General features: G+C 44.9%; 26 protein-coding genes and 5 pseudogenes. 11 read left to right on the forward strand and 20 right to left on the reverse strand.

Going from position 1 to position 25115, the window contains the following annotated elements; translation table 11 throughout:
• Window positions 1–289 precede the first annotated feature (289 nt).
• On the reverse strand, window positions 290–1345 hold the full coding sequence (gene csaB / locus RIB93_RS30915; RefSeq protein WP_446378872.1) for a polysaccharide pyruvyl transferase CsaB: 1056 nt from the start codon (window positions 1343–1345) through the stop codon (window positions 290–292).
• Window positions 1346–1505: 160 nt separating this feature from the next.
• Here csaB and RIB93_RS30920 point away from each other — a divergent pair, with 160 nt between their 5' ends.
• From RIB93_RS30920 to RIB93_RS30940, 5 genes and pseudogenes are all read left to right on the forward strand, one after another.
• Complete coding sequence (locus RIB93_RS30920; RefSeq protein WP_446378874.1) at window positions 1506–2423, forward strand: nucleotidyltransferase domain-containing protein; 918 nt, start codon at window positions 1506–1508, stop codon at window positions 2421–2423.
• A gap of 171 nt (window positions 2424–2594) precedes the next feature.
• On the forward strand, window positions 2595–3533 hold the full coding sequence (locus tag RIB93_RS30925; protein WP_446378876.1) for a C69 family dipeptidase: 939 nt from the start codon (window positions 2595–2597) through the stop codon (window positions 3531–3533).
• A gap of 263 nt (window positions 3534–3796) precedes the next feature.
• Window positions 3797–4555: a nucleotidyltransferase domain-containing protein gene (locus RIB93_RS30930; RefSeq protein ID WP_446378878.1), complete on the forward strand. Its 759-nt coding sequence runs from the start codon at window positions 3797–3799 to the stop codon at window positions 4553–4555.
• Between the two features lie 208 nt (window positions 4556–4763).
• A complete protein-coding gene (locus tag RIB93_RS30935) occupies window positions 4764–5510 on the forward strand; it encodes a phosphatase PAP2 family protein (RefSeq protein ID WP_446378880.1) in 747 nt (248 codons plus the stop codon).
• Between the two features lie 150 nt (window positions 5511–5660).
• Window positions 5661–5858, forward strand: a pseudogene (locus RIB93_RS30940) (ATP-binding protein); the annotation flags it as partial.
• A 135-nt stretch (window positions 5859–5993) separates the two neighbouring features.
• Here the strand turns inward: RIB93_RS30940 and rpiA are convergent.
• The 4 genes from rpiA to RIB93_RS30960 form a co-directional block, all read right to left on the reverse strand.
• On the reverse strand, window positions 5994–6704 hold the full coding sequence (rpiA, locus tag RIB93_RS30945; protein WP_446378882.1) for a ribose-5-phosphate isomerase RpiA: 711 nt from the start codon (window positions 6702–6704) through the stop codon (window positions 5994–5996).
• 282 nt (window positions 6705–6986) lie between these two features.
• Window positions 6987–7430 carry an RNA recognition motif domain-containing protein gene (locus RIB93_RS30950; protein WP_446378884.1) on the reverse strand — a complete coding sequence of 148 codons (444 nt, stop codon included), beginning with the start codon at window positions 7428–7430 and terminating at the stop codon, window positions 6987–6989.
• 379 nt (window positions 7431–7809) lie between these two features.
• Window positions 7810–8499 carry a 16S rRNA (guanine(527)-N(7))-methyltransferase RsmG gene (gene rsmG / locus RIB93_RS30955; RefSeq protein WP_446378886.1) on the reverse strand — a complete coding sequence of 230 codons (690 nt, stop codon included), beginning with the start codon at window positions 8497–8499 and terminating at the stop codon, window positions 7810–7812.
• 49 nt (window positions 8500–8548) lie between these two features.
• Complete coding sequence (locus RIB93_RS30960) at window positions 8549–9217, reverse strand: ABC transporter ATP-binding protein (protein ID WP_446378888.1); 669 nt, start codon at window positions 9215–9217, stop codon at window positions 8549–8551.
• A gap of 128 nt (window positions 9218–9345) precedes the next feature.
• Here RIB93_RS30960 and RIB93_RS30965 point away from each other — a divergent pair, with 128 nt between their 5' ends.
• Window positions 9346–10272: a Sll0314/Alr1548 family TPR repeat-containing protein gene (locus RIB93_RS30965; RefSeq protein ID WP_446378890.1), complete on the forward strand. Its 927-nt coding sequence runs from the start codon at window positions 9346–9348 to the stop codon at window positions 10270–10272.
• Window positions 10273–11002: 730 nt separating this feature from the next.
• Here RIB93_RS30965 and RIB93_RS30970 read toward each other — a convergent pair.
• On the reverse strand, window positions 11003–12760 hold the full coding sequence (locus tag RIB93_RS30970) for a peroxidase family protein (RefSeq protein ID WP_446378892.1): 1758 nt from the start codon (window positions 12758–12760) through the stop codon (window positions 11003–11005).
• Between the two features lie 173 nt (window positions 12761–12933).
• Between RIB93_RS30970 and RIB93_RS30975 the strand changes: the two genes are divergently transcribed.
• The 3 genes and pseudogenes from RIB93_RS30975 to RIB93_RS30985 all read left to right on the forward strand — a co-directional run bounded on the left by RIB93_RS30975 (window position 12934) and on the right by RIB93_RS30985 (window position 13576).
• Window positions 12934–13167 carry an SdrD B-like domain-containing protein gene (locus RIB93_RS30975; protein WP_446378894.1) on the forward strand — a complete coding sequence of 78 codons (234 nt, stop codon included), beginning with the start codon at window positions 12934–12936 and terminating at the stop codon, window positions 13165–13167.
• Window positions 13158–13319 (forward strand): annotated as a pseudogene (locus tag RIB93_RS30980) (DUF4277 domain-containing protein); the annotation flags it as partial. The gene RIB93_RS30975 and the pseudogene RIB93_RS30980, both read left to right, overlap by 10 nt.
• 107 nt (window positions 13320–13426) lie before the next feature.
• On the forward strand, window positions 13427–13576 hold the full coding sequence (locus RIB93_RS30985; RefSeq protein WP_446378896.1) for a hypothetical protein: 150 nt from the start codon (window positions 13427–13429) through the stop codon (window positions 13574–13576).
• Between the two features lie 147 nt (window positions 13577–13723).
• On the opposite strand, the gene rimM is transcribed toward RIB93_RS30985, so the two are convergent.
• From rimM to RIB93_RS31020, 7 genes are all read right to left on the reverse strand, one after another.
• Window positions 13724–14335 (reverse strand): ribosome maturation factor RimM, encoded by a 612-nt coding sequence (gene rimM, locus RIB93_RS30990; RefSeq protein WP_446378898.1) that lies wholly within the window; start codon window positions 14333–14335, stop codon window positions 13724–13726.
• A 217-nt stretch (window positions 14336–14552) separates the two neighbouring features.
• Complete coding sequence (locus RIB93_RS30995; RefSeq protein WP_446378900.1) at window positions 14553–16568, reverse strand: ribonuclease catalytic domain-containing protein; 2016 nt, start codon at window positions 16566–16568, stop codon at window positions 14553–14555.
• 306 nt (window positions 16569–16874) lie between these two features.
• Window positions 16875–17090: a 30S ribosomal protein S18 gene (gene rpsR / locus RIB93_RS31000; RefSeq protein ID WP_006106620.1), complete on the reverse strand. Its 216-nt coding sequence runs from the start codon at window positions 17088–17090 to the stop codon at window positions 16875–16877.
• Between the two features lie 64 nt (window positions 17091–17154).
• On the reverse strand, window positions 17155–17349 hold the full coding sequence (gene rpmG / locus RIB93_RS31005; protein ID WP_446378902.1) for a 50S ribosomal protein L33: 195 nt from the start codon (window positions 17347–17349) through the stop codon (window positions 17155–17157).
• Window positions 17350–17403: 54 nt separating this feature from the next.
• Entirely contained in the window at window positions 17404–17949 is a 546-nt protein-coding gene (locus tag RIB93_RS31010) for an RDD family protein (protein ID WP_446378904.1), read from the reverse strand.
• A gap of 214 nt (window positions 17950–18163) precedes the next feature.
• On the reverse strand, window positions 18164–18580 hold the full coding sequence (locus RIB93_RS31015; protein ID WP_446378906.1) for a hypothetical protein: 417 nt from the start codon (window positions 18578–18580) through the stop codon (window positions 18164–18166).
• Between the two features lie 661 nt (window positions 18581–19241).
• Window positions 19242–19499 (reverse strand): hypothetical protein, encoded by a 258-nt coding sequence (locus RIB93_RS31020; protein WP_446378908.1) that lies wholly within the window; start codon window positions 19497–19499, stop codon window positions 19242–19244.
• Between the two features lie 193 nt (window positions 19500–19692).
• Between RIB93_RS31020 and RIB93_RS31025 the strand changes: the two are divergent.
• Window positions 19693–19872, forward strand: a pseudogene (locus RIB93_RS31025) (Uma2 family endonuclease); the annotation flags it as partial.
• Window positions 19873–19923: 51 nt separating this feature from the next.
• Here RIB93_RS31025 and RIB93_RS31030 read toward each other — a convergent pair.
• The 5 genes from RIB93_RS31030 to RIB93_RS31050 all read right to left on the reverse strand — a co-directional run bounded on the left by RIB93_RS31030 (window position 19924) and on the right by RIB93_RS31050 (window position 23123).
• Window positions 19924–20379, reverse strand: coding sequence for a DUF6843 domain-containing protein (locus tag RIB93_RS31030; protein WP_446378910.1), 456 nt, complete (start codon window positions 20377–20379; stop codon window positions 19924–19926).
• 38 nt (window positions 20380–20417) lie between these two features.
• Complete coding sequence (locus RIB93_RS31035; RefSeq protein ID WP_446378912.1) at window positions 20418–22115, reverse strand: hypothetical protein; 1698 nt, start codon at window positions 22113–22115, stop codon at window positions 20418–20420.
• Window positions 22116–22358: 243 nt separating this feature from the next.
• The gene (locus RIB93_RS31040; RefSeq protein WP_446378914.1) at window positions 22359–22685 is read right to left on the reverse strand and encodes a ribonuclease toxin HepT-like protein; all 327 of its coding nucleotides are present in this window, start codon (window positions 22683–22685) and stop codon (window positions 22359–22361) included.
• On the reverse strand, window positions 22645–22833 hold the full coding sequence (locus RIB93_RS31045; protein WP_446378916.1) for a hypothetical protein: 189 nt from the start codon (window positions 22831–22833) through the stop codon (window positions 22645–22647). Before RIB93_RS31045 ends, RIB93_RS31040 begins: the two co-directional genes overlap by 41 nt.
• 2 nt (window positions 22834–22835) lie before the next feature.
• On the reverse strand, window positions 22836–23123 hold the full coding sequence (locus tag RIB93_RS31050) for a nucleotidyltransferase family protein (RefSeq protein ID WP_446378917.1): 288 nt from the start codon (window positions 23121–23123) through the stop codon (window positions 22836–22838).
• Between the two features lie 633 nt (window positions 23124–23756).
• Here RIB93_RS31050 and RIB93_RS31055 point away from each other — a divergent pair.
• Window positions 23757–24387 (forward strand): annotated as a pseudogene (locus RIB93_RS31055) (Uma2 family endonuclease).
• A gap of 104 nt (window positions 24388–24491) precedes the next feature.
• Here the strand turns inward: RIB93_RS31055 and RIB93_RS31060 are convergent.
• Together RIB93_RS31060 and RIB93_RS31065 are read right to left on the reverse strand one after the other, a co-directional pair.
• On the reverse strand, window positions 24492–24707 hold the full coding sequence (locus RIB93_RS31060) for an antitoxin (RefSeq protein ID WP_446378919.1): 216 nt from the start codon (window positions 24705–24707) through the stop codon (window positions 24492–24494).
• A 4-nt stretch (window positions 24708–24711) separates the two neighbouring features.
• A pseudogene (locus RIB93_RS31065) lies at window positions 24712–24864 on the reverse strand (BrnT family toxin); the annotation flags it as partial.
• Window positions 24865–25115: the final 251 nt, after the last annotated feature.

Here is a 25115-nt window from a genome sequence, read left to right on the forward strand (position 1 = left end):
TTCATCCAGAGGGTCACAAATCAACCAAATTATCAATTATGGACTATGAATTTTAAGTTGTTATTGATATAAACCAGTATTTTGGGTTTTAAGCTGGGGGATGGCTCAGAGCCAAGGTGAGTTAAGATTTCCTGGTTTTTGACTCCTTTCCAAAGTAAGACACAAAACTCGCCAGATTACAAATTGTGCTGGGAGAATTTAACAACCGCCTCACCAGAGTATGCAAAATCATCGGAATAAACCCCCTCTACCCCTCTGCCTTCTGCTTTCTGCCCTCTGCCTTTGTTTTTCATGACTCCTTGACGAGGATGTCTACCAATAAATCTTGATGCATCAACGCCCGATCGACTAAGGATTGGATTTGATCGCGGCTAAGAGGATTACCATTGGCATAGTAATCGATCCAGGTATGCGCGATCGCGTTTGGGTCATTGGGTATGTCGGTTAACCTCCATCCCGGCAAGTCGAGTTCTGCCATTAGGGAATCAACCTTCGGGTCATAGCTTAAGGCAAAACAGCGACAGTCTTGGGCTGCTGCCATAATCAGACTGTGGTAGCGCATCCCAATTGCCATTTCTACCCCGCGAAACAATCCTTTTAATTGTTGGGGTTCATCGAGCTGGAAAATCTGATGGGTATTTGGAAGCTGGGAGGCAATGGATTGGGCGATGCTCAGATCTTGAGATGCCTGAAATGGCACAAGTAGTATACAGGTTTTGGTGGCTCCTTGAAAGGCGATCAGAGCTTGGGTGAGGTTGGCGAGACGCTCTTGGGTAAGATGGGGGTGCGATCGCAAGGTGACGGCGACTCTGGGTGCCGGTAAATCCCACAATCCAGGGACTGGGGTTGAGTCTAATGCCCAGACTGGATCAGGAGCAACCCGAAACGGCACCTGCCAATCGGCTAGGAGAGCGGCTGAGGTGCGATCGCGCACACTGACGCCTGTACACCCTTGAAAACATTGTCGCGCCATCCAGCGGGTTAGAGGACGCTGCAATGGACCGATTCCCTGCGCCCAGGCAATGGTTTTAAAGCCCCGCTGTTGAGCTAATCCCATTAAACCACTGTAGTACACTGGACTCATGGCACTGGTAGCGTCTTGGATTAAACTACCACCCCCCCAGATAAAACTATCGGCTTGGTTAAAGGCTTGCAAGACGCGAAACGCTGAGGTGCGATCGCAGGTTTCTACCCCATAGCGTTTACCTGTCTGGTTCGGATTACCTGAAAGCACCAGTGGTGTTATCGATTTAGGCAGCATTTGTAGCAACGACGCCAGCAACGCCTCATCACCCCCATTGCCCTTGCCATAATATCCGCATACTATTGCCCGTTTCTGCCCCATGCCCTGATTAATGATCGGTGTTTGGTATCAGTTTAGGACAATCCGCGATCGCTGTGTCAAAGGCATAAGGCAGACGGTTCTCAGAAAAATCCTTGTTGTGTGAGCATCTTGCTCACTACCTATACTCAAGTTAAATGCATGACAGCTTATCGAGTTATCCATGAATCCTAACTTAATTCTGCCCGTCGGTACGCAAGTTGTCAGTCGTGTCGAGGTCAAAAATTCTGCCAATGAACCCTTATGTGTACGCGGTGCGGTTGGTGTTATCGTCAAATCGCCAACTGATAATTCCCATGCCTATCGTATCCGTTTACCGAACAACGTTGAAATCACCCTAAATCGACAAGAATTTAGTATCCGTAAGCATTTTCAAAACGAAGGATTACAGCAAGCCGCAGATAGCCTGAGTGATTACAATTTATACGAGTATGTCATCTATCGTTGTATTGTCGGGTCTAGGGCGTTTGGTTTAGATCAGGAAACCTCAGATATTGACCGTCGTGGGATTTACTTACCGCCTGCTGACGTTCACTGGTCACTTTACGGCATTCCCGAACAATTAGAAAATAAAGAAAACCAGGAATGTTATTGGGAACTCCAAAAGTTTTTAATCTTAGCGCTTAAAGCCAATCCCAATGTTTTAGAATGCTTGTATACTCCCTTAGTCGAGACAGCAACCCCCATCGCCAAAGACTTGCTAGAGCAGCGAGAAATGTTTCTGTCGCAATTAGTCTATCAAACCTATAACGGTTATGTAATGTCCCAATTCAAAAAAATGGAGCAAGATCTCCGCACCAAAGGAAAAATTCGGTTAAAACACGCCATGCATCTGATCCGGTTGTTATTATCAGGGATTACAATCCTCAAAGACGGCTTTGTTCCGGTTAAAGTCGAGGACTATCGACAACAATTGCTAGCGATTCGCCAGGGAGACATGGCTTGGGACGAGGTAAACGCTTGGCGGTTAGCGTTACATCATCAGTTTGATGAAGCATTGAGAAAAACTTCATTACCCGAACGTCCGGATTATGAAAAAGCCAATGCCTTTTTAATTCAAGCAAGGCGGAGTCGTTCGTAGTTGCCCTGTCTTCGCCCTAAACATTCGCATTCCTTCCTATAATGAATAATGAAATATCAAAATATTTGCCCCACATCCTAACCTTGTAGAGACGTAGCATGCTACGTCTCTACACCATTAAATCCCTTATTCCATTCACCACCTGTTTTTGAAGTCAAATTGATAAATCCTATGTGTGATACATTTGTTGCCTTACCCAACTCAACAGTCAACGGTAACGTTATCTTCGGCAAAAATAGCGATCGCCCCCAGGGTGAAATTCAAGATGTTGTCGTCATTCCCGCCAGAAACAAAAACTCAAACACAACAGTTGAATGTACCTATATTGCCATTCCCCAAGTTAACAAAACCCTAGCTGTGATCCTCTCCAAACCCCGATGGATGTGGGGTGCAGAAATGGGGGCGAATGAATGTGGCGTTGTGATTGGCAATGAAGCCGTTTGGACAGTTGAACCCTATAAAACCAAAGGTTTGCTGGGCATGGATTTAGTCCGCTTAGGCTTAGAACGCGGCAAAACAGCATTAGATGCGCTTTATGTAATTACCTCACTGCTAAAAGAATATGGACAAGGCGGGAATTGTGCCGAAAACTTCGCCATGAATTATCATAATTCATTTATTCTGGCAGACTACCAAGAAGCCTGGGTATTAGAAACCGCTGGCGAGTATTGGGTAGCTGAACGAGTACAACAAGGAACTCGCTCAATTTCTAATAATCTCAGTATTCGGAATTCAGGTGATTTGCGCCATCCAGAGATAATTAATTATGCGGTGAATCGAGGATGGTGTGCGGGAGAGGAAGATTTTGATTTTGCCAGCATTTTTTCGGAAGGAGGATATTCAGAATCCCTATCCATTGATTCCAGAGAAGGGACAGTCAGACATTTATGTCAAGTTAATGAAGGCAAATTTTCGATTGAGACAGCGCAATCAATTTTACGAGAACATAAGGGAAACATTTGTATGCACGGTGCGTTTCAAAGTGCCGGAAGTCAAGTTTCGTCTCTGTCACCAGATGGGTGTAAACACTGGTTTATTGAACAGCCGTTCCCCTGTCAGCAACCCTATCAACAAAAGCGTTTTTTAGTGGATTCAGTGTCAGTACATTAAGATTAGGCAGAATAACTAAAAGTCATCCGAGTTCCCTCCCCTTGGCAAGGGTGGGGTTAGGGAGGGGTCAAATCAAGGTATTGCCAAGTTTTGAGCTTAAGTTGACACAAATTAAGGCTGTTGCTTCCTATATTTCCTGGGTGTAAGCGTTATCAATTAAATTAAGGATTGAGAAGAACACAAGGTTTTGTACTCCTACGAAGGTTTCCGATTAATCCGATTTAACCCAATCGGTAGAGATATTTTAAAAAATCAGACAAATCATGATTGAAAGACAAAATACCTTACTTCCCGCTATTGCCGATCAGCCGTATCCGCTGTTGTTTGCCACTATTAGCGGGGCGCATTTATATGGATTCCCCTCACCCGATTCTGATTACGATTTGCGCGGTAGTCACATTTTACCGATACAAGAAGTAGTCGGATTGGAAGCCGGACGTGAGATAATTGAAGTATCGCAAATGAGAGATGGATTGGAACTGGATCTAGTCACTCACGATATCAAAAAATTCTTTTCTCTGCTCTTGAAAAAGAATGGATATGTCTTAGAGCAATTGTACTCTCCCCTGATTGTTTATACAACTCCAGACCATCAAGAATTAAAGGCGATCGCGAAAGGATGCATCACCCGCCACCACAGCCATCACTACTTGGGGTTTGCCCGAACTCAATGGCGACTGTTTGGCAAAGAATGTCCGCGTCGCATTAAGCCCTTGCTTTATGTCTATCGGGTTTTACTCACAGGTATTCATTTAATGAAAACCGGTGAAGTAGAAGCCAATTTGCTCAAGTTGAATGAAGAATTTAGATTAAGCTATATTTCCGATTTAATTACCCAGAAATTAACCAATGCGGAAAAATCTCCGATAGAAGAGGGAGATTTAGCATTTTATCGGGGAGAATACGAACGGCTGTATGATGAATTAGAACAAGCCAGTCAGTCGAGTGAACTACCTGCAACACCATCAGTAAAAGAGGCGTTGAATGACATGCTAATCAAGGTACGCTTAAATTCTCTTTGACATCTACTAATACCACTGAAGTTGAGAGATGATGTCTTGGGAAAGGGCGGGTTTTGTTGAGCAGTTATCGGTGATATCCTAATTAAATGGCTCGCGCCCGCCCCTACATTATTATTTCCTTTAGGAAAGGCAGGTTTGATTGAGCAGTTATTGGTGATACTCTAATTGAATGGTTAATATAACTTCTTTATAAGATAGGAAATGAACGGTGTTCAAGGAAAAATTAAGCCAAATCATTGCATCTATCATCCAGATTTGGCGATCGCAAGCTAATAAGCCTCTATTCTGGAAGCTTGCTATTATCCCAATTGCCGGGGTAATCTTGACAATAGTGGGGCTTTGGGTTTTTCTAGAAATTGCAGATGAGGTGTTAGAGGATCAAACCCAGGCAATTGACAAAACGCTCATGTTGCTGGTAGAACGACTCCATTCGCCGCTGCTAGATTGGGTGATGCGGGGTGCTTCGATTATCGGTGGAACCGTGGTTGTTACTCTAATTTGTCTAATTTTAGGGGCAATATTTTGGGCGCGACAACAGCGCGTTTATTTTACCGCTTTAGCGATTACGGCTATTGGCGGAACCGGATTAAACCTGTTAATTAAACAGTTATTTGACCGTCAGCGCCCTCAACTCTGGGAAATGACTAGGAGTGAACCCAATACCTCCAGTTTCCCTAGTGGTCATGCCATGTTATCACTGGTTATCTACGGTTTTATTGCCTATTTGCTAGCCCGCCACTTTCGCCGTTGGCGGTGGTGGATTGTTAGCCTACTTATTACCTTGATTGCTTTAATTGGCTTCAGTCGGCTTTATCTGGGTATTCATTGGCCCACAGATATCGTCGCTGGACAAGCGGCAGGATTAACCTGGCTGATGGCTTGTTTGTTAAACCTTGAGGTTTACCGATACTATCACCAACACCGTAAAAAATCACCGCCGTCACTCTCATCCTAATTTAAAGACAATGGTACGCTCAATAATTTTATATCACCGAAATCCCTGATATATCGTAGCCAGTAGGGTGGGCAATGCCCACCAGCCAAAATTTCAGTACCCTTCAATTTAAGGGTTATGGAGTTGTCGCAGCAATAAAGCAAAACCACTATGGAAGCGGTTATCTTAATCGGAATTCAGGCGTCAGGGAAATCATCATTTTGCCGCGATCGCTTTTATAATACTCATATCCGGATTAACTTGGATATGCTCAAAACTCGGCATCGGGAAGCGATTCTGGTTCAAGCATGTCTCGATGCTCAACAGCGGTTTGTTGTAGATAACACGAATCCGACTCGGGCAGATAGAGCGTTATAAACCCAACTTAACCATACTACTAAATTACAGTTCCTCGCTTGGTGGGCAAGAGCAACGAACTATAACATCAGCATTTCAATGTTTATAGTCTTACCCACCCTACAATAAAATTAGATGGATAACCGATTACATCTCGCGTACTAGCGGTTTACCATCTTTCACTTCACCGACTAGCACCACATTAGCCACACCGACAAATAAACCATTCTCTAAAACACCAGGAATATTATTAATCGTCTTTTCTAATTCACCTGGGTTATCCATAGAATCAAAGGTAACATCAATAACCATATTGCCCTGATCGGTTACCACGGGTCCCGCTTTCTTGACCCCCATCCGTAATTCGGGTTTGCCTCCCAATTTCTCAAGCGCCCGCATCACTGGGGCATACGCCATAGGAATAACTTCTACAGGTAGTTTAAACGTAGAACCCAGTCGATCAACTAGCTTACCACTATCAACCACCACAATAAATTGAGCGGCGAGAGAATCCACAACCTTCTCACGAGTATGGGCGGCACCACCGCCTTTAATCAAATTCTTTTGCGGATCAACTTCATCAGCGCCATCAATGGCAACATCAATATGATCCACCGCATCTAAGCTAGTTAAGGGAATACCATGCTCTTTCGCTAACACTTCTGCCTGAAATGAAGTGGGAATTCCCTTGATATCTTTCAGATCACCTTTTTTGATGCGATCGCCGATATACTGAATCGCATACGCCGTAGTTGAGCCTGTACCTAAGCCAACAATTGTCCCGGATTGCACCCGTTCAGCCGCTGCTTTACCGACTTCTTGCTTCATCACCTTAACCGGGTCAGTTTCTGCACTCATACTAAAATGTCCTTCTTGGTTATGAATTACTGGGGATGGGGCTTATGTCATCGTTGGGTTAACGATGCCCAGATTTCAGGGTGTCACCCCAGAAGTAAGGGTATCATTGTCGGTCGGTCTTTAGCGATCACCATTGCCTGAAAGTTGGCAACAAAGACGGACACGGCAAATTGGCAGCAGAAAACACTGCGTTTACCGTGTCCTACGGTTAGCGCGGGTTGTCTAACGCCGCTTTTGTCGCTAGACGAGTTCAGTTGATTGAGCTTTTGAGTTAAACCAACTCTAGGAATTATTCGGTTGTGCCGATAAAAGTTCCTTGAGTTTTGCCAAATCATCTGCCCACCGGGGGTCAGGTTGAACTGAACCCGCATCGGGTGCCGGAGTATTCCGTTTGGCTTTTTTGCCACCCCCTCGACGTCCAGAGGCACCACCACCACCCCCAGCTGGGCGAGATTCCTCCTCATTGGAACTTTTTGACTTGGGCTGGGCTTTTTCGATTTTCAAGGCGCTGTCTTTAAAGACGTGACCGTTGAATTTCTCAATAATTTGCTCAGCCAACTCATCATTGGGAACGGTGACAAAACCAAATCCGCGACATTTCCCCGTTTTGCGATCTTTAATCACTTTGGTGGAAACCGATGGACTAGCTTCGGCAAAAATTGCTTGCAGTTCATCGCGATCAACGGGTTCTTTTGGCAGGTTGCCAACGTAAAGACGAACGGACATGAAGGATACCTCCAGATGTGATTGAAATTTAAATCCATGAGCATACACCAGCAATTGGATTGAAACAGGATAGAGGAAAGGAATGAACGATTTTTACGTCCAGATAATTTTCCACTGATCCTGACCAACCTCAACAGCACAGACTGATGTAGTAAAATCAAACTCTTTTGACCATTTACACGGTTTAGCTACGACCCCTTTGTGAACTCCGGGTCGTCATATCAGGTTTGAAGCTAATGCTTTGGCTCGTAACTCTAATTATTACAGAATATTTACACTATTGTTAACCTAACACGAGTTGCCGCAGGCAAGCTAGTATATCAGAAAGATTGGGGTTTTTTACCAGATGTGAGTGATTTAGGACTCACGACTAGGGGATTCAAGCCGGATCAGGGATGACCCGTAAGTACAAACAGTGGCGGATACTCTGAGATAGCGGCGTGGTAAAGGATTCAACCGATGCGATCGCGCCCCCTAATGATTCAACCTTCCCCTTCAACTCATCGGTTTGATCGTCACTCCAATGTCCTCGATATAAAATCCCTAACCCTCCAGGCTTCAGGAAGGGTAACGCATAGTCCGCACAAGCGGATGCCGAACCCACAGCCCGAACCAGGGCGATGTCATACCGTTGGTGATGCTGACGGTGTTGTCCAACTTTTTCCGCCCGACCCAGTACAGTTGTAGTATTAGGGATGGCTAACTGGGGAATCAGGGTATCGAGAAAGGTAACTTTCTTGCGCGTCGAATCGAGTAACGTCACCGAACTTGAAGGAAGCGCGATCGCCACAGGCAATCCGGGAAATCCTGCACCCGTACCAATATCAATAATATTGAGCGGTTTCTCCTCCCCTGACAACAGGGAAGCCACACCTCGCAACGAATCCCATAAATGCTTCTCCCAAAAATCCTCCGGTTGGGTGATGCGGGTTAGATTCAACTGGCGATTCCCTGCCAAAATTCCAGCATACAGACGTTGAAACTGCTGGTGTTGACTCTCGGTAGGTTGCCAGTCTAAGGTTTCTTGCCAAACCTCAACCATTTCCGGAAGCAATTGTTGATCGTTCATTAATATCATGTCCACGAAGGACGAATGACTAATGACAAAAGACGAATGACTAATGACTCGTAACCGCCGCCTTTTGTCCCAGACTCGCCGGGTCAACCGAGTTCAGTTCACCCTGTTGGATTGTCCAACAGGAGTCAGCAATTTGCAACAACTCCCCTGCATCATGAGTCACCACCAGTAATGTCCAATGGGACTTGAGTTTTAAGAGCAAACTTGCTAACTGGCGGCGCATTGACCAATCTAGTCCCGCAGTGGGTTCGTCTAACATCAATACCGTCGGTTGGCGAATTAACTGAACCGCTAAGGCTAAACGGCGTTGTTGACCACCACTGAGCGCATGAGGAGACGTATATAGCGAAATCTCACCCAGTCCGACTTCGCTTAAAGCTTCCTGAACCCGTTCTGAACCCAATTCTGGGTGTCCCATTCGCAATTCCTCTAGCACCGTACTGCCACAAAAATGGCGTTCAGGAAACTGAAACACCAATCCGGCGAGTTGTTGTAAGTGATCAGGAGTTAATCCTTGTTCACCCCAGAATATATCACCCGATGTGGCTTGGGCTAAACCTGCCAGAATCTCCAATAAGGTCGTTTTACCCGACCCACTGCGACCGATGATCAGTCCGAGTTGTTGCGGTGCTAGGGTTAGAGTCAAACCTTTTAAGATAGCGGTGTGGGTAGCGGGGGGGTGATAGGTTATATTTTTGAGATAAAGCATCCAAATCCGTTGAGCAAAAAGATGATCGGATCTTCTTCATTCTGACATCGATTGTCTTAGGATTGCGGACTGGAACCTCCAATTCCCGCCAACGTCGAACGTTAACAGACATTAGTTGTAGTTAAGACATGAATCATTGGTTGCCAACCCCGCGACGAACTGTAAACGCCTTAGCTGGTGCAGCGATTATGGTTGTCAGTTTTTGGGTGACTCCGAGTTTAGCTGGCGATCCCTTTCGTCCCAGTAATCCCCGCAATATTGGCGATAAGACAGAAGCGGCATTTGAATCGATTTTCCAACAGGGGGATTATCAAGCCGCCAAGGACTACCTCCAGCAAGCGGAAGCCAGTGAGGGAACTGATCCGTTAGTCTATGCCATGCTAGCCGCGATCGCGTACACTGAGCGAGAGTTAGAAACCCTGAATATTTACGCTACAAAAACCAAAACTACGGCTGAACAACTGATTGCGTCTGATCCACTACGCGGTAATCTTTACACGGCTGTCGGTCACTTTTTAGAAGGAACCTATAACTTTGAGAAAGAAGGTCCGGTTAGAGCGCTGAGTAAATTACAGAAAGTCTTTCAATATTTAGACGCCGCCAAAGATATTGATGGTGAAGATCCAGAGTTAAACTTACTCATCGGTCACATGGATTTGATGTTAGCGGTTAATGTCCCCTTTGCTGACCCGGCTGATGCGATTGAAAAGTTAGAAACTCATGGTTATCCCAAGTATCTGACATATCGGGGGATAGCTGTAGCCTACCGAGATTTGAAAAAATATAATCAGGCGATGGATTATGTCGAACGCGCTTTGGCAATGACGCCGGATAATCCAGAAGTTTTATACCTGAAAGCCCAAATTTTAGTGCATCAAGATAAGCCAGAAACTGCACTAGAATACTTTAAAAAAGCATTGGAAAAACGACAACAACTTCCCAATTATTCAACGGGTCAAATTGTCTACGAGCAGTGTAAAGCGCAAGAAGAGGTTGATAATATCGATCGGGATTGTCGAACCGAACGAAATCGCGCCAGAGAAGGTAATTACTGAGGGGAAGCTGGGGGAGTCGGCTTGTAGTAAGCACTTTAGTGCTATAACGCCTAGCCGGAGAGGGCTCAGGTTCCCCTACTACGAACCCAACCTATCCCACAATTTTAGCTGTGTCAGTCCACTACTTACTCGCCTGACGCTGTGATTTGATGGCTTCACCGCCTGTTCGATCAGGTTTTGACAGGCTTCTCGGTCAAAAGATGCCAATGATAGACTCGATAAGCTCAAGGGGCGGGTAAGATAGCTCAAAAGTAAATAGGGGGTAGGGTGTCGGGTGTCGGGTGTTGGGAAACTCTTCAAGCCACCTGTAGGGGCACGATAATATCGTGCCCCTACCCTAAATGACCTGTGTGCTTAAGTCCGACACTTATCTTTTTGCTCCCGAACCGCCAGAACCGACAGGGAACAGTAGTGCGAGCATCTTGCTCGCTACCCATTCCCAATTTAAATGCGTGACAGCTTAATAAAGGTTTTATTGGTTAATGTTTTCATCTTAAGATGTTAGCAGCACTGAAAAACTGTAACATAAGCGACCCGGGCGGGTTTTGTTGTTCATTGATTGGGGAATAGCAGAATTGAGTCCCTAAACCCGCCCCTACAATTGACTGGCAATAATTCGGATTACTGGATAGATAGGTCGTAGGTTGAGTTGACGCCTGTTACAGCAATTTCTGGTCTGATGCGATACTTGGATAAGGGCGCAAGCTTTGCGCCCCTACCGGATGAATCGCTATATTGATTGGGAATGTCCTTGGTTGGTGGATTGGCGCTGACGTAATTGCCCCAAACTACCGCCAAACACCCCAATTAAAAACAATCCGAATAGTGCCGAAGGTTCTGGCACATCTTTGGCGACAATAAAGGCATTATCCTGAATTGTCGTAATATCCGTATTGCGGACAATAATATCCGAAAGCCTCGTATCGCCAATATCCGGGACTAAATTCAGGAGATCCTGATCGGTTAGATAAAAGAAGCGATCACCATCCTGTAAACGCTGGAATTGGTCTGAGATAATCACATTGAACAATTCGCCAACCATTCCGCCGTTATAGGCGTCTTCAGCAATTCCCCCGATCCACAAATCGACTAAATCAATGTTATCTTGACCATCGGTTGTGCCGTAAATATCTCGGAAGCGTTGGGCAATTTCGGCGTCGGATGTAATTTGATCGAAACTCGTGTATCCGCCTAACCCTAACCCCCGACGCGCTTCATTATAACTGGGAAGTCCGTGATCTCGTCCCCGTTGAATATTCACGGCGGCTAAATCCAGTCCTCCGTTTCCGGCGGGGAAGAGGAAATTGCGGACATCATCGACGATGAATGCATCAATAGTTTGCGATTTTTGAGAGGCTAATCCTAAGAGTAACGAATCAATCCCGTTATCGGTAATTTCTTGGGGATTGAAAAAGCTGTCTCTCAATGAAATACTCCCTGCCGATGTGCCATCATTGTTGATCCGTTGCAGTTCTGAGGATAGCATCGTATGACCCACTCGGTAGGCGGCGGTCGAGAATTCGTTGCTGATACTGGGGTTTACGGTATCATCGTAGCCACTATAGGGATCAATCGCCCCTTCACCCAAGAGTAAAGGCAAAAACTCATTGTAGGTAATTGCCTGAATTTGGGCACCGACAATCCGGCGGGTGGTTTGATAGATATAGTCATCTACAGAAAGTCCCGCATCAGCGGCTTTTTCGGCAGTGTTGGGATCGGCGGCAATTTCATCGGCTAACCGATTGTGTTCCCGGACAAAAAGCGTGTGAACGGCTGTTAAGCCAATCTGTTCATTTGACCGCACATCCCCGGCGATAAATAGATCGTCAGCATCAACACCAAAGGGATTGGCATTCTCCAAATTTGCGGTATTGAAGGGTAACAGATTCCCGGTACTGGTTTTGAGTTTTCCGCCTTCTCCAGATCGTAAAAAATTCGCTCGTTCTAAGTCTGATCCATAGACACTTGACCCATCAATATACGCTGTAATCGCGTTAACTTGTTGGCGGGGATTATTACTATCTGTACCCGTTCCTGGTGCGGCGACATTTCTGTTAAAGGGAATCTCTGAGCCAGGGGTAAAGATTAAATCATTCTCTGGAACGATGATGGGTAACGGTTCTGCACCCGCAGGCGGATCAGTCAAGTCGATGTCATGATCCACAAATTGTCCCCATTGCCATAGCCAATCGCTGGCGTGGAAGGGATTGGGGAGTGATTCGGATTGAGATGCGATCGCGTTACTAATAGCGCGAGGGTTGGGGCGATTCATCCCCGCAGGCGCGGAAATTCCGTCACTGTAATCGGGTTCGAGGAGGCGAATCAGTTCAATTTCGGTTTCACCCCAAGTCGGATTATCCAGGTTGTTGTGTGACCCGTCAATCGACCGAAATTCTATGGCTTGGGCGGGTAGGGATACAGCAAACCCTAACGTAGCAAAACTGGTTAGAGTGAGAAGCGTTCGACGGATTTTGTGAGCAGTCATCATGGTTGAATTACACCTTGATAGTTATGAAGAACTGAAAAGTTATGACTCAGAAAGTACCTGAAGGTATCAACTCGCAAAATTCAGTTCTACTTATTACTCTCGATCAACCCACCAATTTTATGCAAAACGCGAGAGATTGTTATATTTGTTTAAAAAACCCAGCATCAATACCAATGACCTCTCAAATCAACGGCAAGCTTTGGCATGACCTGAATGGTAATGGATTCCAGGATACGTTTGAACCGGGAATCGCAGGTGGGACAGTTTACCTGGATGACAATCAAAATGGTAAATTCGATATCGGAGAACGTTCAACCCTAACCGATGAAGACGGCAATTATACGTTCTCTGACCTAGAAGCCGGAACTTATATCGTCGCCCAAACCCTTGCCCCCGGATGGCATTAGGAATAGTGGCGGGAATAATAGATGAGATGGGATTGGTGGAAGAAGTGAATAAAATAGTAGGGATAAAAAAGAAAGAAACTCTTAGTCCCGGACAAGTCATGAAAGCGATGATTTTGAATGGATTGGGATTGTCGATAATAAAAGTGTATTTGTCGAAAGATTAAAAGAATTTAAAAAACAGTGGACATTTCCTGGGATAAAAAATAAACAAAAAAGCAACAGAAACACAATAATTGTTAGACCTATTAATTTTGTCGGAGTGAATTTTTTATTCCTTCCTAATGCTCTCAGTCAGGATCTGCGGAATGTAGGTTTAATCTTATGGGTAGTGTATGGCAATCCTCGGTCTGAAGGTGTGCTAGAATTACCTGGCTTGGGTATTCCGATTCCTGGCTGTCCTGGAACTTGAACATGGGTCATCTGGTAGGCGAGAAGGTCTGCCGAACCGATAGGAACCCGTTTTAACGGGTTTAAGCTTTAAGAGGAGAACTTTAGTTCTAGGCTGACTTTATCGATGTGTCTACTGCGATTCAAAGAAATATTTCAGTAAAAAAAATCATAGCAAACCCTGAGGCGGTGTAATCTCAATCCGACCATTTTCAAGGTCTACTACTGGGACAATTTCATCAACAAAAGGAATCAAAACCGTTACTGGCTTGGATGGTTTTTTCCTAGCTTTCCGTTGCTTACTAATTCTGTTCGGGAGTGGCGCTTCCGGTTTAGCTGGGGTTGGTTCAGGTTGCTGGTGGAGTTTGACTTCTAAAAGCATATTCCCCGCCGGAATCACATTCACCACGATACCGACAGCTTCTCCAGTTAACTGGTTGAAAACCTCTAAATCCAGCACATCTAGGACATGATATTCATTCTCTCCCAATTCTGGGCGATCGCTCTCTGGAACCAATAGCGTTGCATCCCTTAAGGCTTCGGCTTGTTCCCGGTTTTCTACCCCAGCAAGTTTTACGACATAGATCTCTTTACCAGGAACGTAACGCCCTCCTAATAATTCCACAGGTTGCGGTTGGCTATCACCGGATTGTTTTAACCAACGTTGTCCCGATTTCTCGAAGCGTTCGGGAAAATCTGAATTGGGATAGACGCGCAGTTCTCCTTTTAATCCTTGAGGAGCTACAATTCTACCAATTTCTAGCCAGTCGTCATTGGTCATTCGTCATTTGTCATTTGTCATTTGTCCTTGGTTGAAGATGACTTGCACTCTAGAGGGGCGGGTTTAAAGATATCTGGGTAAAAAGCTTCCCGTTAATGGTAAAACCCGCCCCTACAACAGACATTTCACCGAAACTTTCCCATCTCCATCATCTCCCGATGCTACTGATAACTGATAACTGATAACTGCTCACTGATAACTGATAACTCCCTAACTTCTAGGTAGCAGCAGGTTCAACCGCCTGATCCATCAGTTCTCGAAACTGAATCACATCTTGACGTGGATCGGCATGAGTCACTTGAACATCTAAGCGATCGCCTAGTCTAACGGATCGCTTAAACCGCATCACCAACTCTAACCCTAAATCTTCTAACAGAATCAAGCCCAAGTTATCGTGTTCGCGCAGCCAACGCAGCATTAGCGCTTGCCACACTTGATCCGGGTGACGCCGTAAATATTCCAATCCCCAATAGCGATTGGTTTGGCGTTCCACCATTGCGGCTTCTGATGCGGCTGTAGTCACGCCCTGCATGGTTTCTTGCAGGTATTCCGCTGAAAAAGGTAAGGGATCACCGCGCAAGTGAGCTTTTAGCTGAAAATGATTCAGCAAATCCGTATAACGACGGATAGGAGAAGTGACTTGGGTATAAGTTTCCAAACCCAAACCCGCATGACGCAGGGGAGTAATACTCATTTCACTGCGAGGCATACAGCGCCGCATGGCACAGAAGCGCACTGGACCAGGTGGCAATACCAGCAGCTCTTCATCAGAGGGCAGTTCCGGCTGAGGTTGTCCACGAAAGGGGAGAGGAATTTGATGGCTTTGACCGTAACGTCCAGCGACTTCCCCAGCTAGAATCATCATTTCTGCGACCATTAGCCGCGCTTGGGAATCCTCTAAAACCTGAATGATGATTTCATCCTGATCACGGACTTTAATCACCGCCTCTGGCATGTGGATGCTAATCGCACCCTGACTTGACCGCCATTCTTGACGACGCTTTGCCCATTTCGCGATCGCGGCTATTTCCGGTTCTGCCTTCACCCCCAGTTCCAACATTTCATCTACATCTTCGTAGGTGAGGCGATAGGTCGGTTTAATCAGACTAGGGTGAATCTTGTACTCTTGAACACTGCCATCTTCATCGAGGATTACCCCGAAACTTAGTGTTGGGCAAACTTGACCCTCCACCAAACTCATCGGACCCGTTGCCAGTTCAGCAGGAAACATGGAAATCATCCCCGTCGGCAAATAGAGTGTTGTACTGCGCCGTCGGGCTTCTCGATCCAGTTCATCGTCAGGTCTGACTAAGCGGGTTGGATCAGCAATATGAATCCACAGACGCTCTCTACCATCGTCGAGTTGTTCTAAACTCAACCCATCGTCGATTTCTGAGGTACTCTCATCATCAACGGTATATACCTTTAAATGAGTCAAGTCTAAGCGGTCTTGATCCGGGTCGGGAGGCGGAGAATCCAGGTATTGTTGAACCAAGTCAATAACCTCACGACGAAAGTGAACAGGGTAAGATGATCGCCGCAAAAACAGATTCTCGGTAGGACTCCAAATCCCTAAGTCTACCAACAGATCGAATGCCGCTTGGGGAGTCTGGGGGCGATCCAAGGTAGCGAGTATATCTTGGGCTGCACGAGATGCATTTTCCGGATAAAGGACAAACCGTTCCAGGAGATCAAAGCGAGTGCGATCGCTCTCTTGCCACTCTACCGCTTCACCGTTGAGTTTCTGCTGGGTGCGGGTTAAAAATTCTTCTTGCTCTCGCTGCTTCGATTCTGCGGCGAGTTGCTGATGTTTAATTTCAGCCACTTTCGTAGCTGGACGCGGTTCATAGCTATCGGCTTTTTGTTTAAAGTAGAGTTTGTCATCCGATAGCAAGCAGTGAGCCGCATAACATAGGGATGGGCTTTGGTCAGAAAACAAAAGCTGTGCCATTTCCGCACAGGTTACCGCTTTTCCCTCTTCCACCAGCAATTCCCATGCCACTTCTAGGCTGGATGGATCTAGATATGGTTCGACTTGGCTGAGAAAGTCGGGAATTTCTGAGACGTCAAATGTACCATCCTGGACTTCGTAAGTAACTTGCCGGGGATGAAGCGTGTGAGATTGACCCTGTTCGTCGATAACTGTCCAGCGGGTTTTGCCATCTGGACGGTCTACAATCGCTAGATGACGATCGCCTTGCACACGAAATTCGATAAGTGTTCCTTTTTCCACCAGCTTTGCTAATCCCGGTCGTTTATCTTTAGTTTTTCACTAATCCGGCGATAGGTTCCCCACGCTGCAATTTTCTATTCAGCGTGGGATAAATCGCCAGTAATGCCCCTATAAAGTGGCATTGCATCCAAATTGGATGTGGTGTTCCTCGCCAGAGTTATCACACTCTAAACCTAGTCTAACGGGTGATGGGATGATACCAAAATCATTAGACGGGGTATCAAAGGATTTAATCATTTGACACCACCGCTTAGTCAGAGATCGATTATCTCACCACTCCTCACCCTGAGCTTCTGTTGAGCCGCATCATCCCTCTTTGTTGACGAAAGGCAATAATGCTAAAAGGCGAGCCCGTTTAATCGAGCGGGTCAATGCCCGTTGTTGTTGAGACGTTAGACCTGTAATCCGACGTGGCAGAATTTTACCGCGTTCGGTAATGAATTTGCGGAGTAATTCCACATCCTTGTAGTCAATGGGTTCTCCCGGCTTGATTGGAGAAAGACGTTTGCGAAAGTAGGTCATGGGCAGTTCTTAGGGGTTTGTGGTCATCAATTTCAGTTTAGGATGCATTGCCATTGTGACATGGCTATTTAATTTCTTTATGCACCGTATGCTTATTGCAATGAGTGCAGAACTTTTTCAGTTCTAGCCGCCCTGTGGTATTGCGGCGGTTTTTCATTGTGGTGTAGCGAGATACACCATTTGTGCGCTTGTCTGCGTTCGTGCGACACTCTGTACATTCTAAGGTTATAACCAGTCGAACACCTTTCTTACTTGCCATAGTCTTACGTCTAGTAAATTAAATGAGGGCGTGAGTGAATTTAAACACAATCTCTTATTTTTGCATACGACGCCTGATTTGGGCAACCCATCGCTTTAGACGCAGATCCAGAGAGAACCCACGACGGGTTGGAATCACCAGGGTTTGGGCAATGCGATCGTGAAACGCTTGCTGTTTTTCCGGTTCCGATAAAGCGATGCCACAATCTACCCCTAATGGTGCAATTAACAGCAGCATGGAGAGTAGCATGGAGATGCCATTAGCCAAAACGTTGAAGCCAAACATGGCTAAGAGCGCACAGACACCCAGAATGCCTTCTCGTTTGCTTAGTGTCAATAGCCCTGGAAGTTTGCCGTATTTGGCATCCAGCACTTTCATATCCAATGCCCAGCGTCCTAAACTCTGACCCTGATTGCTCGATACCAATACGACCCGCATTCCTAACCACAGTGCCAAAAACACTAACACTCGCAAAAAAGGATTTCCACCCGCCATCGAACTAACCAGCCAAACGGCGACAAAATCAATCAGGAAGGCATAGAACCGTCGCTCTATTGGCACTTGAGGAAAGCGCTTGTATACTGGTTCAAGTTCATACATGGTTAGGGTTAAGTTTAGGGCTGATGCAATCTTTATTGATTTTAGCGGATTTTGCCAAGTGCAATCGTTAGGTCAAAAGCAAGCTGATCGTCATTGATCATTCGTCATTTGTAAGGGTTTGAGGCTTGTTCACATAACTTCATAAGGTTGAGTTTATTTCCACCAACCTACTTAATACCCCACTCAGATTTATTTATTTCAGTAATTCTTCTTTCTAAGGTTCAATTTTCTGACGCAATCGTCTAATTATACTGGCACGGCTAATAATTGTCGCTATGCCACTATCAATTTGCACAAACACTTTACCTGAAAAAAGGTTACGCAAAGCCGGACGTTGATACACGACAAAACTATCGATTTCTGACTTGGGTTCAAACCCCATATCGGATAAGGTTTTATTTAGGGTTTTAGTAAAGACTTTTTTGTTTTTAAACTCTAGAGAAAAAGTCACGCTGCGATTGAAGTAAGCCCCCACTAATCCAGCGACAAAACCGAGCGTAATACCATAACGATACGGAAGGGGTTGAGTTAAACTTAGACCTAGCACTTGCGAGGCTAAGACAGCCACAACCAGGGTCATCCCTGTAAAATAATAATAGAATGTTGCCCAAAAACCAGGACCAAGCTGCATATAATAACCTATAGAAATTCAAATCAGGATATAATTATTTATCACAGGTTCGGGATTGTCAAGATTTAGACGATAAAGTAGGCGAGTATAATAGTCGCGTATTTAATGCCGTGCGTACTGAGGGCATCTGCGATCGCACAAACACTATTCTATTGATCGTAGCTGATTTACTGTGATACGTGATCAATGTAAGCTTGTAGTAGAGACGCGATCGCAGTATCCGCCTTGACCCATAGTAAATTCTTGTTAGTTATCCCTGAATGGATTAATAACACATGAATACGATATCGATTCCTACTCTATATGTATCTCAAGTTCTCTTGTGGGGTCAAGTTCTTCTGAAGGAGCTAATTTAGATTTGACTTTCCAAACACTAAATTTCCTAATGGTAAGAAGGAGGTTTTTGCCAAACTCTACAATACAGCTCGCACCATAACTTGTAGCCAGATATTACAAATCTTGATAGCGAAGCTGGTAGGCGGTGAGTTCTATGGGGGTCATTGTGGCCAAAAATTGACCCAGTTTGCTACATTCGTACTGCACTCGAGGTTCTGGTACTAGTATTTGAGTATTTAGGGGCTTCTGGCGCGCAGCAAAAGCATTAAAGAAATATACTCTCAGGTTTTTGTTGGGAGGTACTTGCATATTATCGCGAGATTGTTTAGTGTACTTGTTGAATTTGCTTTAGGGCTAACTCGATCGCCACTATCACTGCTGCAATCCCTGCTGCTACAGTGCCAGCTACACCCACAGCAATAATGGCTTTACCAAGTACAATAATTGCAGCAATAAACGCAGTTATTACTGCAACAGTTACTGCTCCTTCGACAAGCTTTCGAGCGCGTTCGACGACTTCCTCCATTGCTTGAACTAATCGTTGTGGACAGTTAGAAGCATCAAAGTACCTATAGCAATTCATCATCATGTTGTTCTTTTCCGTTATAGTCAATCAGAAAGAGAAAATCAGTGCGATCGCTTCCCCGGCTGAACGATAATGTTGTAACTCTAACCCTCTTTGGTCACTTGGGAAATTCCGACTAAGACAGACTTGTGATACGGGACATCTCGACCAATTATGGAAGGTGCACATCTTGGCGGAAGAGAATATTGCTATGACCACAACTCTACTCATCCAAACTGAAACCACTCCCTTAAGGATTTCGCTACCCGCGATCGCGCCGATGACTCGCGAGGAGTTCTATGCTTTTTGCCAAGCTAATCGAGACCTCCGTATCGAACGTACTGCGGCTGGAGATGTTGTAATTATGCCACCAGCTTTTTCAGATAACGGAAGAACCGGACTTTTCGGCTACTTGAGTATTTAGCCTAATAACACCATCAATTTATTGATATTGTCTTTCGCTCTCGTTGATCGCAGGATTTTTATAGGTATCAATGCGGTCTAAATGATCGATGAAGTAGTGGAGTTCTTGATCAATGACATAAACATTACTGACCACTACAGTATCTGGTGATAGATTTTGAGCTTTTCGGGAGGGAATAAGAGTACGATTTCCCTGAGAATCCACATAATAAAACCGCATAGAATTAGGTGGACGAATCCCAAGATTAGGAGAAAAGCTGGTGCGAAATTTACCCCTCCGGGGAATTTCATACAGACGAGCATTACCTTCCCATTTTTTTTGCGCTCCATCTGGTGTATCAAAGTATAAACTGACATGACCGACAAATCCCTCTGGAATAAGATGAATTTCGGGTTGTGCTGTTTGTATGTCAGATTCAGCTTTTTGCACATCACATCCCATTGTTAACAGTAGAATTAAGAATAGACACATCATAGTTTTGCCTGAAAAACGGTTAAACTAATCAAATCAAGCTAACGCCTACGCCTTGAATCTCGTCCTACGTCTTGACGATCAGTTCGATGTCGTCGGTCTGAATTATCATCTGATGAAACACCACTTGATGTTAAACCGATAGTCCGAATAATTTCTGGGGCAGCAAATTGAACTTCAAAAGGCACGTCAAATGCTTCACCAGAAGCTTCTAGTCGGCTAGCTGGAATTGTCAAACTCTGTTCCAAAGCTGAACCTGGTTGACCGGGACAAAAATCGACTGTATCTTTGACTTCAAATTCAAATTTTGATTTCAACTGATATCCTATTGTCTTGCCTGTATAATCAGTTTCTCGATAAACACTCAAATAGCCTTTTAATGTCCGAGTATCAGCTCCCAAGCTACTACTACCAACACCACCTGCAATGTGACCGGGAATATCATAGGGATTACTAAAGTTAATTCCATAGTTAATTTCAGCAGGAGTGAATACCCTGTTTACAGGTACATCGACCCATCTATTAGCCGCCAATGTCTTGAATCGGTCTGTACGATTTATGGCTATTGCCATCAAATTTTCAGTCCGTTGTCGAATGACATTACATTTAGCAAAAGCATTAGCAATATTACTCCCTTTAGTAAAAGTCCGGTAACCACTTGATGCGTCCGATAAGTACTGTTGCCATAATCCCGCCACATCCATTCCGAACATTCCTGTTGCCGATGGAATCAGTGTCGTCCACAGGTAAGTTTTTGCCGCATAAACTTCGGCTCTAGAGGAATAGGGAGTACAAAAATCACCTGGATTTTCACGTTCTCGTTCTGGACGTTCTCGTTCCGCTCGTTGCCGTTCTGGACGACTTGTCAAATAATTAACTCCTCTTTCAACTTGTTCGCCAACACTAGAAGCTGCATCTGTAATCGTATTTCCAATTTGTCCTGCTGTTTCAGTAACCTCTGACCATGATAAACGTTGTGTGAGTGAGTTTTTTTTATCACATTGAGACAAATTTAAACGACTTTTCACATCCCCAGAAGCTTGATTTCCGTCTATTTGATGCGCCCGTTGTATCATCTGGCGCATTTGCACACGCGGATCAATTTGCCTCTGCATCACAGGTTCAATAGACTGCGCTCTTTGCCATATCTGCTTGGGGTGATGGGGGTGATTGGTGTCCAACTGACGCTGAACTGATGCTGAACTATCCGTAGGGGCTGACATTGACATTACCTGAGACGCTACTCGGTCAGCTTCTTGTTCATAAGCATCTCCAGGCGCTCCTATGATCAACTTGGTTTGAATACCAATTTCCTCTAAGTTTTTGTTTTTTCCTGCTTCCCCCGCCTGTTCCTTCTCTTCTTTGGCACAATCAGCACATTGACGTTGAATCGGGTTCTCTGATACTGGGGCAAAAGCACCTTTTAATTTGGAAGCAGGGCTTTGTGGTAAGGGTGGGGGTGGCTCAAACGTTGGTGCCCAGGGTGATTCAGATTTGCGTTGTACTGTTGACCCTTCAGCTTCCTCCTGCTCCTTAGCTTGGATTCCTCGCATTACATTGGCGGCGAGTCTATCGGCTGATGCTCTGGAATATTCCCGTATTTCTTGGGGTGGGGTAGATGTCTGGTTGGGTTTGGTTTGAATTGAAAAATGTCCCATTTTACCGGGACTCTTACCCTTTTTCTGTACTGTGGTTGGAGTCCAGGATGAATTTTTCTTGTGTACGGGTTTATACTCCATGATGCCGCTTCAGTTACCCAATGATTTACTGATCCCAAGCCAATTGCTTCAATAATGCTGAGGAGTTATACAATTATAGTCAATCAGAAAGAGAAAATCAGTGTGATCGCTTCCCCTGGTGAACTATAATGTTGTAACTCTAGCCCTCTTTTGTCACTTGGGAAATTTCGACTAAGACAGACTCCCCATTGCTGATTTCATAGATGGGGTAAGCTGGTTATAGAGACGCGATCGCAAACCAGTTCAGCCTAGCCCCATACCTCTCATAAAAACCTGAATATCTTGCCTCAAGTTCTGGCTACAACTCGCTAATTTTTCTGATAATTGTATGACTAGATCAGGATTGAGATTATGAGCGTAGTTACTTCTCACAACGTGGCGAAAGCGTCGGAATTCGTCCAAGTCAACTAATGTTGTCTCTGAAAGTACAGCTTGGCGAACCGTCGGGATCTCTACAGACAGTTGTTCCAATAATTGCTTATGCCAATCTGCACCTGTTGGCATATCTCCATCTATCTCTTTAGCGATTTCATAGAAGATACGCTCTGCTCCCGTATAATAGCTTTGCATATTCAGTGCAATAGCCGCGATCGATGAGTGCGTTTTGCATATCCTCGTCTTGAGTTTGGGGAAGTTTGTTGATCAGTCGTTGAGTTTGAGTGACTGCTTCTTGAATTGGTGCTAATTCCTGCTCAATGCGCTGGACCAACATAGTCATCGTTACAGTTCTATCCCTTGATGAATAGCTGCTTGGATATGGGGGGGTGATGATTCAGCATCTATCAGATCAATGGAGAAATGGTGTCCTCTTTCAGCAACTGCTCCAGCCCGCAAGTAATGGTTTGTTTCAAGTCCCCAAACGGCAAGGTCGATATCAGAATGCCAGGTCATGTGCTGGTGATCAAGCATTGAACCAAATAAAACAACGCGATTTGCGCCAAATTCCTCCTTCAAGGTAGCAGCAGCTTGGCGTGCTGCTTGCCAACCTTGCTGCTGGAGTTTTTTCATCTGGAGCAAAAACTCAGCCCTATTTTTACGGGCGGTTAGAACTCTCTTTACAATCTGTTCACGGGTTTTTGTGTCCACGGAGGGCATGAGAAGCGGGGGTTTGATTAAGAGGTTGAGGGCATCTGCGATCGCACAAACACTATTCTATTGATCGTAGCTGATTTACTGTGATACGTGATCAATGTAAGCTTGTAGTAGAGACGCGGGTAGGGTGGGACCCATTATGATCATTTGACAATTTCACCAAAAATTATGTCCATTTGCCCACCCGACAAGATTGGCGATCGCTTACTCAAATATCTATGAGCAATTGATTGAGTCAAGTTACCGTGAAATACGATATCATTAGTTCCTTAAGCGAATAGATAAGGCTCGAAGCCGTTTGAGGGAAGGAAAAGGTAAGCTGTCATGCATTTAAATTGGGTATTAGTAGCGAGCAAGATGCTTGATGTAGCGAGCTCTCTGGCTCGCACTACGGCAAGGCTTTCGCCGTTCTTAATATTAAGGTTTAAATGCCGAACAGCTTATTAGTCTGGAAGAGATGCGGAAGAAGTATGAACTTTAATTACATTTGATACAGGACATCTCGACCCATTATGCTAACTGAACGTCTTGGCGGAAGAGAATATTGTTATGACCACAACTCTACTCATCCAAACTGAAACCACTCCCTTAAAGATTTCGCTACCCGCGATCGCGCCAATGACTCGCGAGGAGTTCTACACCTTTTGCCAAGCCAATCGAGACTTACGTATCGAACGTACTGCGGCTGGAGATGTTGTGATTATGCCACCTGCTTTTTCAGATACCGGAAACCGCAACTTTAATCTGGCTGTACAGCTTGGTATCTGGGCGGAACTTGATGGTACAGGTTTGGGTTTTGACTCCAGTGCAGGATTTACCCTTCCTAATGGTGCAACGCGATTCTCCTACGGAGACGCTTCGCGAACGCCTGATGCGTCTTGGATTAAAACGGAACGGTGGAATGCTCTGACTGAGGAGGAAAAAGCATCCTTTGCGCCAATTTGTCCTGATGCGTGTGATTGAGTTACGCTCGGCGAGTGATACTTTAAGTAGTTTGAAAACGAAGATGCAGGAATACATAGAGAATGGTGTATCTCTAGGCTGGTTAATTGACCGCCAAAATTGCACTGTTTATGTCTATCGCCCGAATCAAGAGGTTCAAATCTTGGAAAATCCGGAGCAGGTTAGTGGTGAGCCAGAGTTACCCGGTTTCAGCTTAGTGATGGCAAAGATTTGGTGATTTGGGTAAAGAGGCGTAGGCGTAGGGTGGGCAAATGGATATAATTTTGATGAAATTGTCAAATGAACGTAATCTTGCCCACCCGACAATATCAGGCGATCGCACTACGAGATATCAAAAGATAGTTCGCGTTTGCTGGCAACACAATCTTCAAGGTATAAATTAATTAATTCTTGCCAATTAACTCCTTTTTCTTGTGCCATTGCCTCAAAATATTCTATGACTTCTATCCCCAAGGGTAAAGTTACTTGTTGTTTTAATGTTTGGGCAAAAGGATTGGGTCTGCTTTTCATTTTGTCAAGGTCATATTCTTTTTGCATGGTTTTATCCTCGATAAAATTTACTTTCGTTTTTAGTGGCTTTTCGAGCCGAAATTATTCTAATTACTGATTCTTGTTCTCTGTAACAATGAACGATGAGTAATATTCGCATTCGATAGCTTCTGCCAAGAAGCAAGAAACGGTCTTCTGTATCAGCGAGTAGCGTGGGCAAATGTATATAATTTCTGATGGAATCGTTAAATTAACATAATGGGTCCCACCCTACAAGATCATGCGATCGCACATCGCACTTGTTTATAATATTATTTATGTCACAATATCGTCGTTCTTATGTGCCAGGAGGAGTATTTTTTCTAACCTTGGTTACTTATCGCCGTATTCCTCTATTTTCAGAGGATGAAAATATATCTCGGTTACGGAAGGCGATCGCGAAAATGCGTCAAGAAA

The organism is Coleofasciculus sp. D1-CHI-01 (assembly GCF_040218875.1).
Classification (GTDB): domain Bacteria; phylum Cyanobacteriota; class Cyanobacteriia; order Cyanobacteriales; family Coleofasciculaceae; genus Coleofasciculus.

Excerpts from the sequence above, each read along its gene's own strand:
- rpiA (WP_446378882.1), bottom strand. The coding sequence starts at position 6,704 with ATGAGTGCAGAAACTGACCCGGTTAAGGTGATGAAGCAAGAAGTCGGT.
- rpmG (WP_446378902.1), bottom strand. The coding sequence starts at position 17,349 with ATGGCAAGTAAGAAAGGTGTTCGACTGGTTATAACCTTAGAATGTACA.
- csaB (WP_446378872.1), bottom strand. The coding sequence starts at position 1,345 with ATGGGGCAGAAACGGGCAATAGTATGCGGATATTATGGCAAGGGCAAT.
- RIB93_RS31020 (WP_446378908.1), bottom strand. The coding sequence starts at position 19,499 with ATGAATTGCTATAGGTACTTTGATGCTTCTAACTGTCCACAACGATTA.
- RIB93_RS31035 (WP_446378912.1), bottom strand. The coding sequence starts at position 22,115 with ATGGAGTATAAACCCGTACACAAGAAAAATTCATCCTGGACTCCAACC.
- RIB93_RS31010 (WP_446378904.1), bottom strand. The coding sequence starts at position 17,949 with ATGTATGAACTTGAACCAGTATACAAGCGCTTTCCTCAAGTGCCAATA.
- RIB93_RS30975 (WP_446378894.1), top strand. The coding sequence starts at position 12,934 with ATGACCTCTCAAATCAACGGCAAGCTTTGGCATGACCTGAATGGTAAT.
- RIB93_RS30930 (WP_446378878.1), top strand. The coding sequence starts at position 3,797 with ATGATTGAAAGACAAAATACCTTACTTCCCGCTATTGCCGATCAGCCG.
- RIB93_RS30950 (WP_446378884.1), bottom strand. The coding sequence starts at position 7,430 with ATGTCCGTTCGTCTTTACGTTGGCAACCTGCCAAAAGAACCCGTTGAT.
- RIB93_RS30965 (WP_446378890.1), top strand. The coding sequence starts at position 9,346 with ATGAATCATTGGTTGCCAACCCCGCGACGAACTGTAAACGCCTTAGCT.
- RIB93_RS31030 (WP_446378910.1), bottom strand. The coding sequence starts at position 20,379 with ATGATGTGTCTATTCTTAATTCTACTGTTAACAATGGGATGTGATGTG.
- rpsR (WP_006106620.1), bottom strand. The coding sequence starts at position 17,090 with ATGACCTACTTTCGCAAACGTCTTTCTCCAATCAAGCCGGGAGAACCC.
- rsmG (WP_446378886.1), bottom strand. The coding sequence starts at position 8,499 with ATGAACGATCAACAATTGCTTCCGGAAATGGTTGAGGTTTGGCAAGAA.
- RIB93_RS31050 (WP_446378917.1), bottom strand. The coding sequence starts at position 23,123 with ATGAAAAAACTCCAGCAGCAAGGTTGGCAAGCAGCACGCCAAGCTGCT.
- RIB93_RS30970 (WP_446378892.1), bottom strand. The coding sequence starts at position 12,760 with ATGATGACTGCTCACAAAATCCGTCGAACGCTTCTCACTCTAACCAGT.
- RIB93_RS31045 (WP_446378916.1), bottom strand. The coding sequence starts at position 22,833 with ATGACTATGTTGGTCCAGCGCATTGAGCAGGAATTAGCACCAATTCAA.
- RIB93_RS30960 (WP_446378888.1), bottom strand. The coding sequence starts at position 9,217 with ATGCTTTATCTCAAAAATATAACCTATCACCCCCCCGCTACCCACACC.
- rimM (WP_446378898.1), bottom strand. The coding sequence starts at position 14,335 with ATGACCAATGACGACTGGCTAGAAATTGGTAGAATTGTAGCTCCTCAA.
- RIB93_RS30920 (WP_446378874.1), top strand. The coding sequence starts at position 1,506 with ATGAATCCTAACTTAATTCTGCCCGTCGGTACGCAAGTTGTCAGTCGT.
- RIB93_RS31015 (WP_446378906.1), bottom strand. The coding sequence starts at position 18,580 with ATGCAGCTTGGTCCTGGTTTTTGGGCAACATTCTATTATTATTTTACA.
- RIB93_RS30925 (WP_446378876.1), top strand. The coding sequence starts at position 2,595 with ATGTGTGATACATTTGTTGCCTTACCCAACTCAACAGTCAACGGTAAC.
- RIB93_RS31040 (WP_446378914.1), bottom strand. The coding sequence starts at position 22,685 with ATGCAAAGCTATTATACGGGAGCAGAGCGTATCTTCTATGAAATCGCT.
- RIB93_RS31060 (WP_446378919.1), bottom strand. The coding sequence starts at position 24,707 with ATGCAAAAAGAATATGACCTTGACAAAATGAAAAGCAGACCCAATCCT.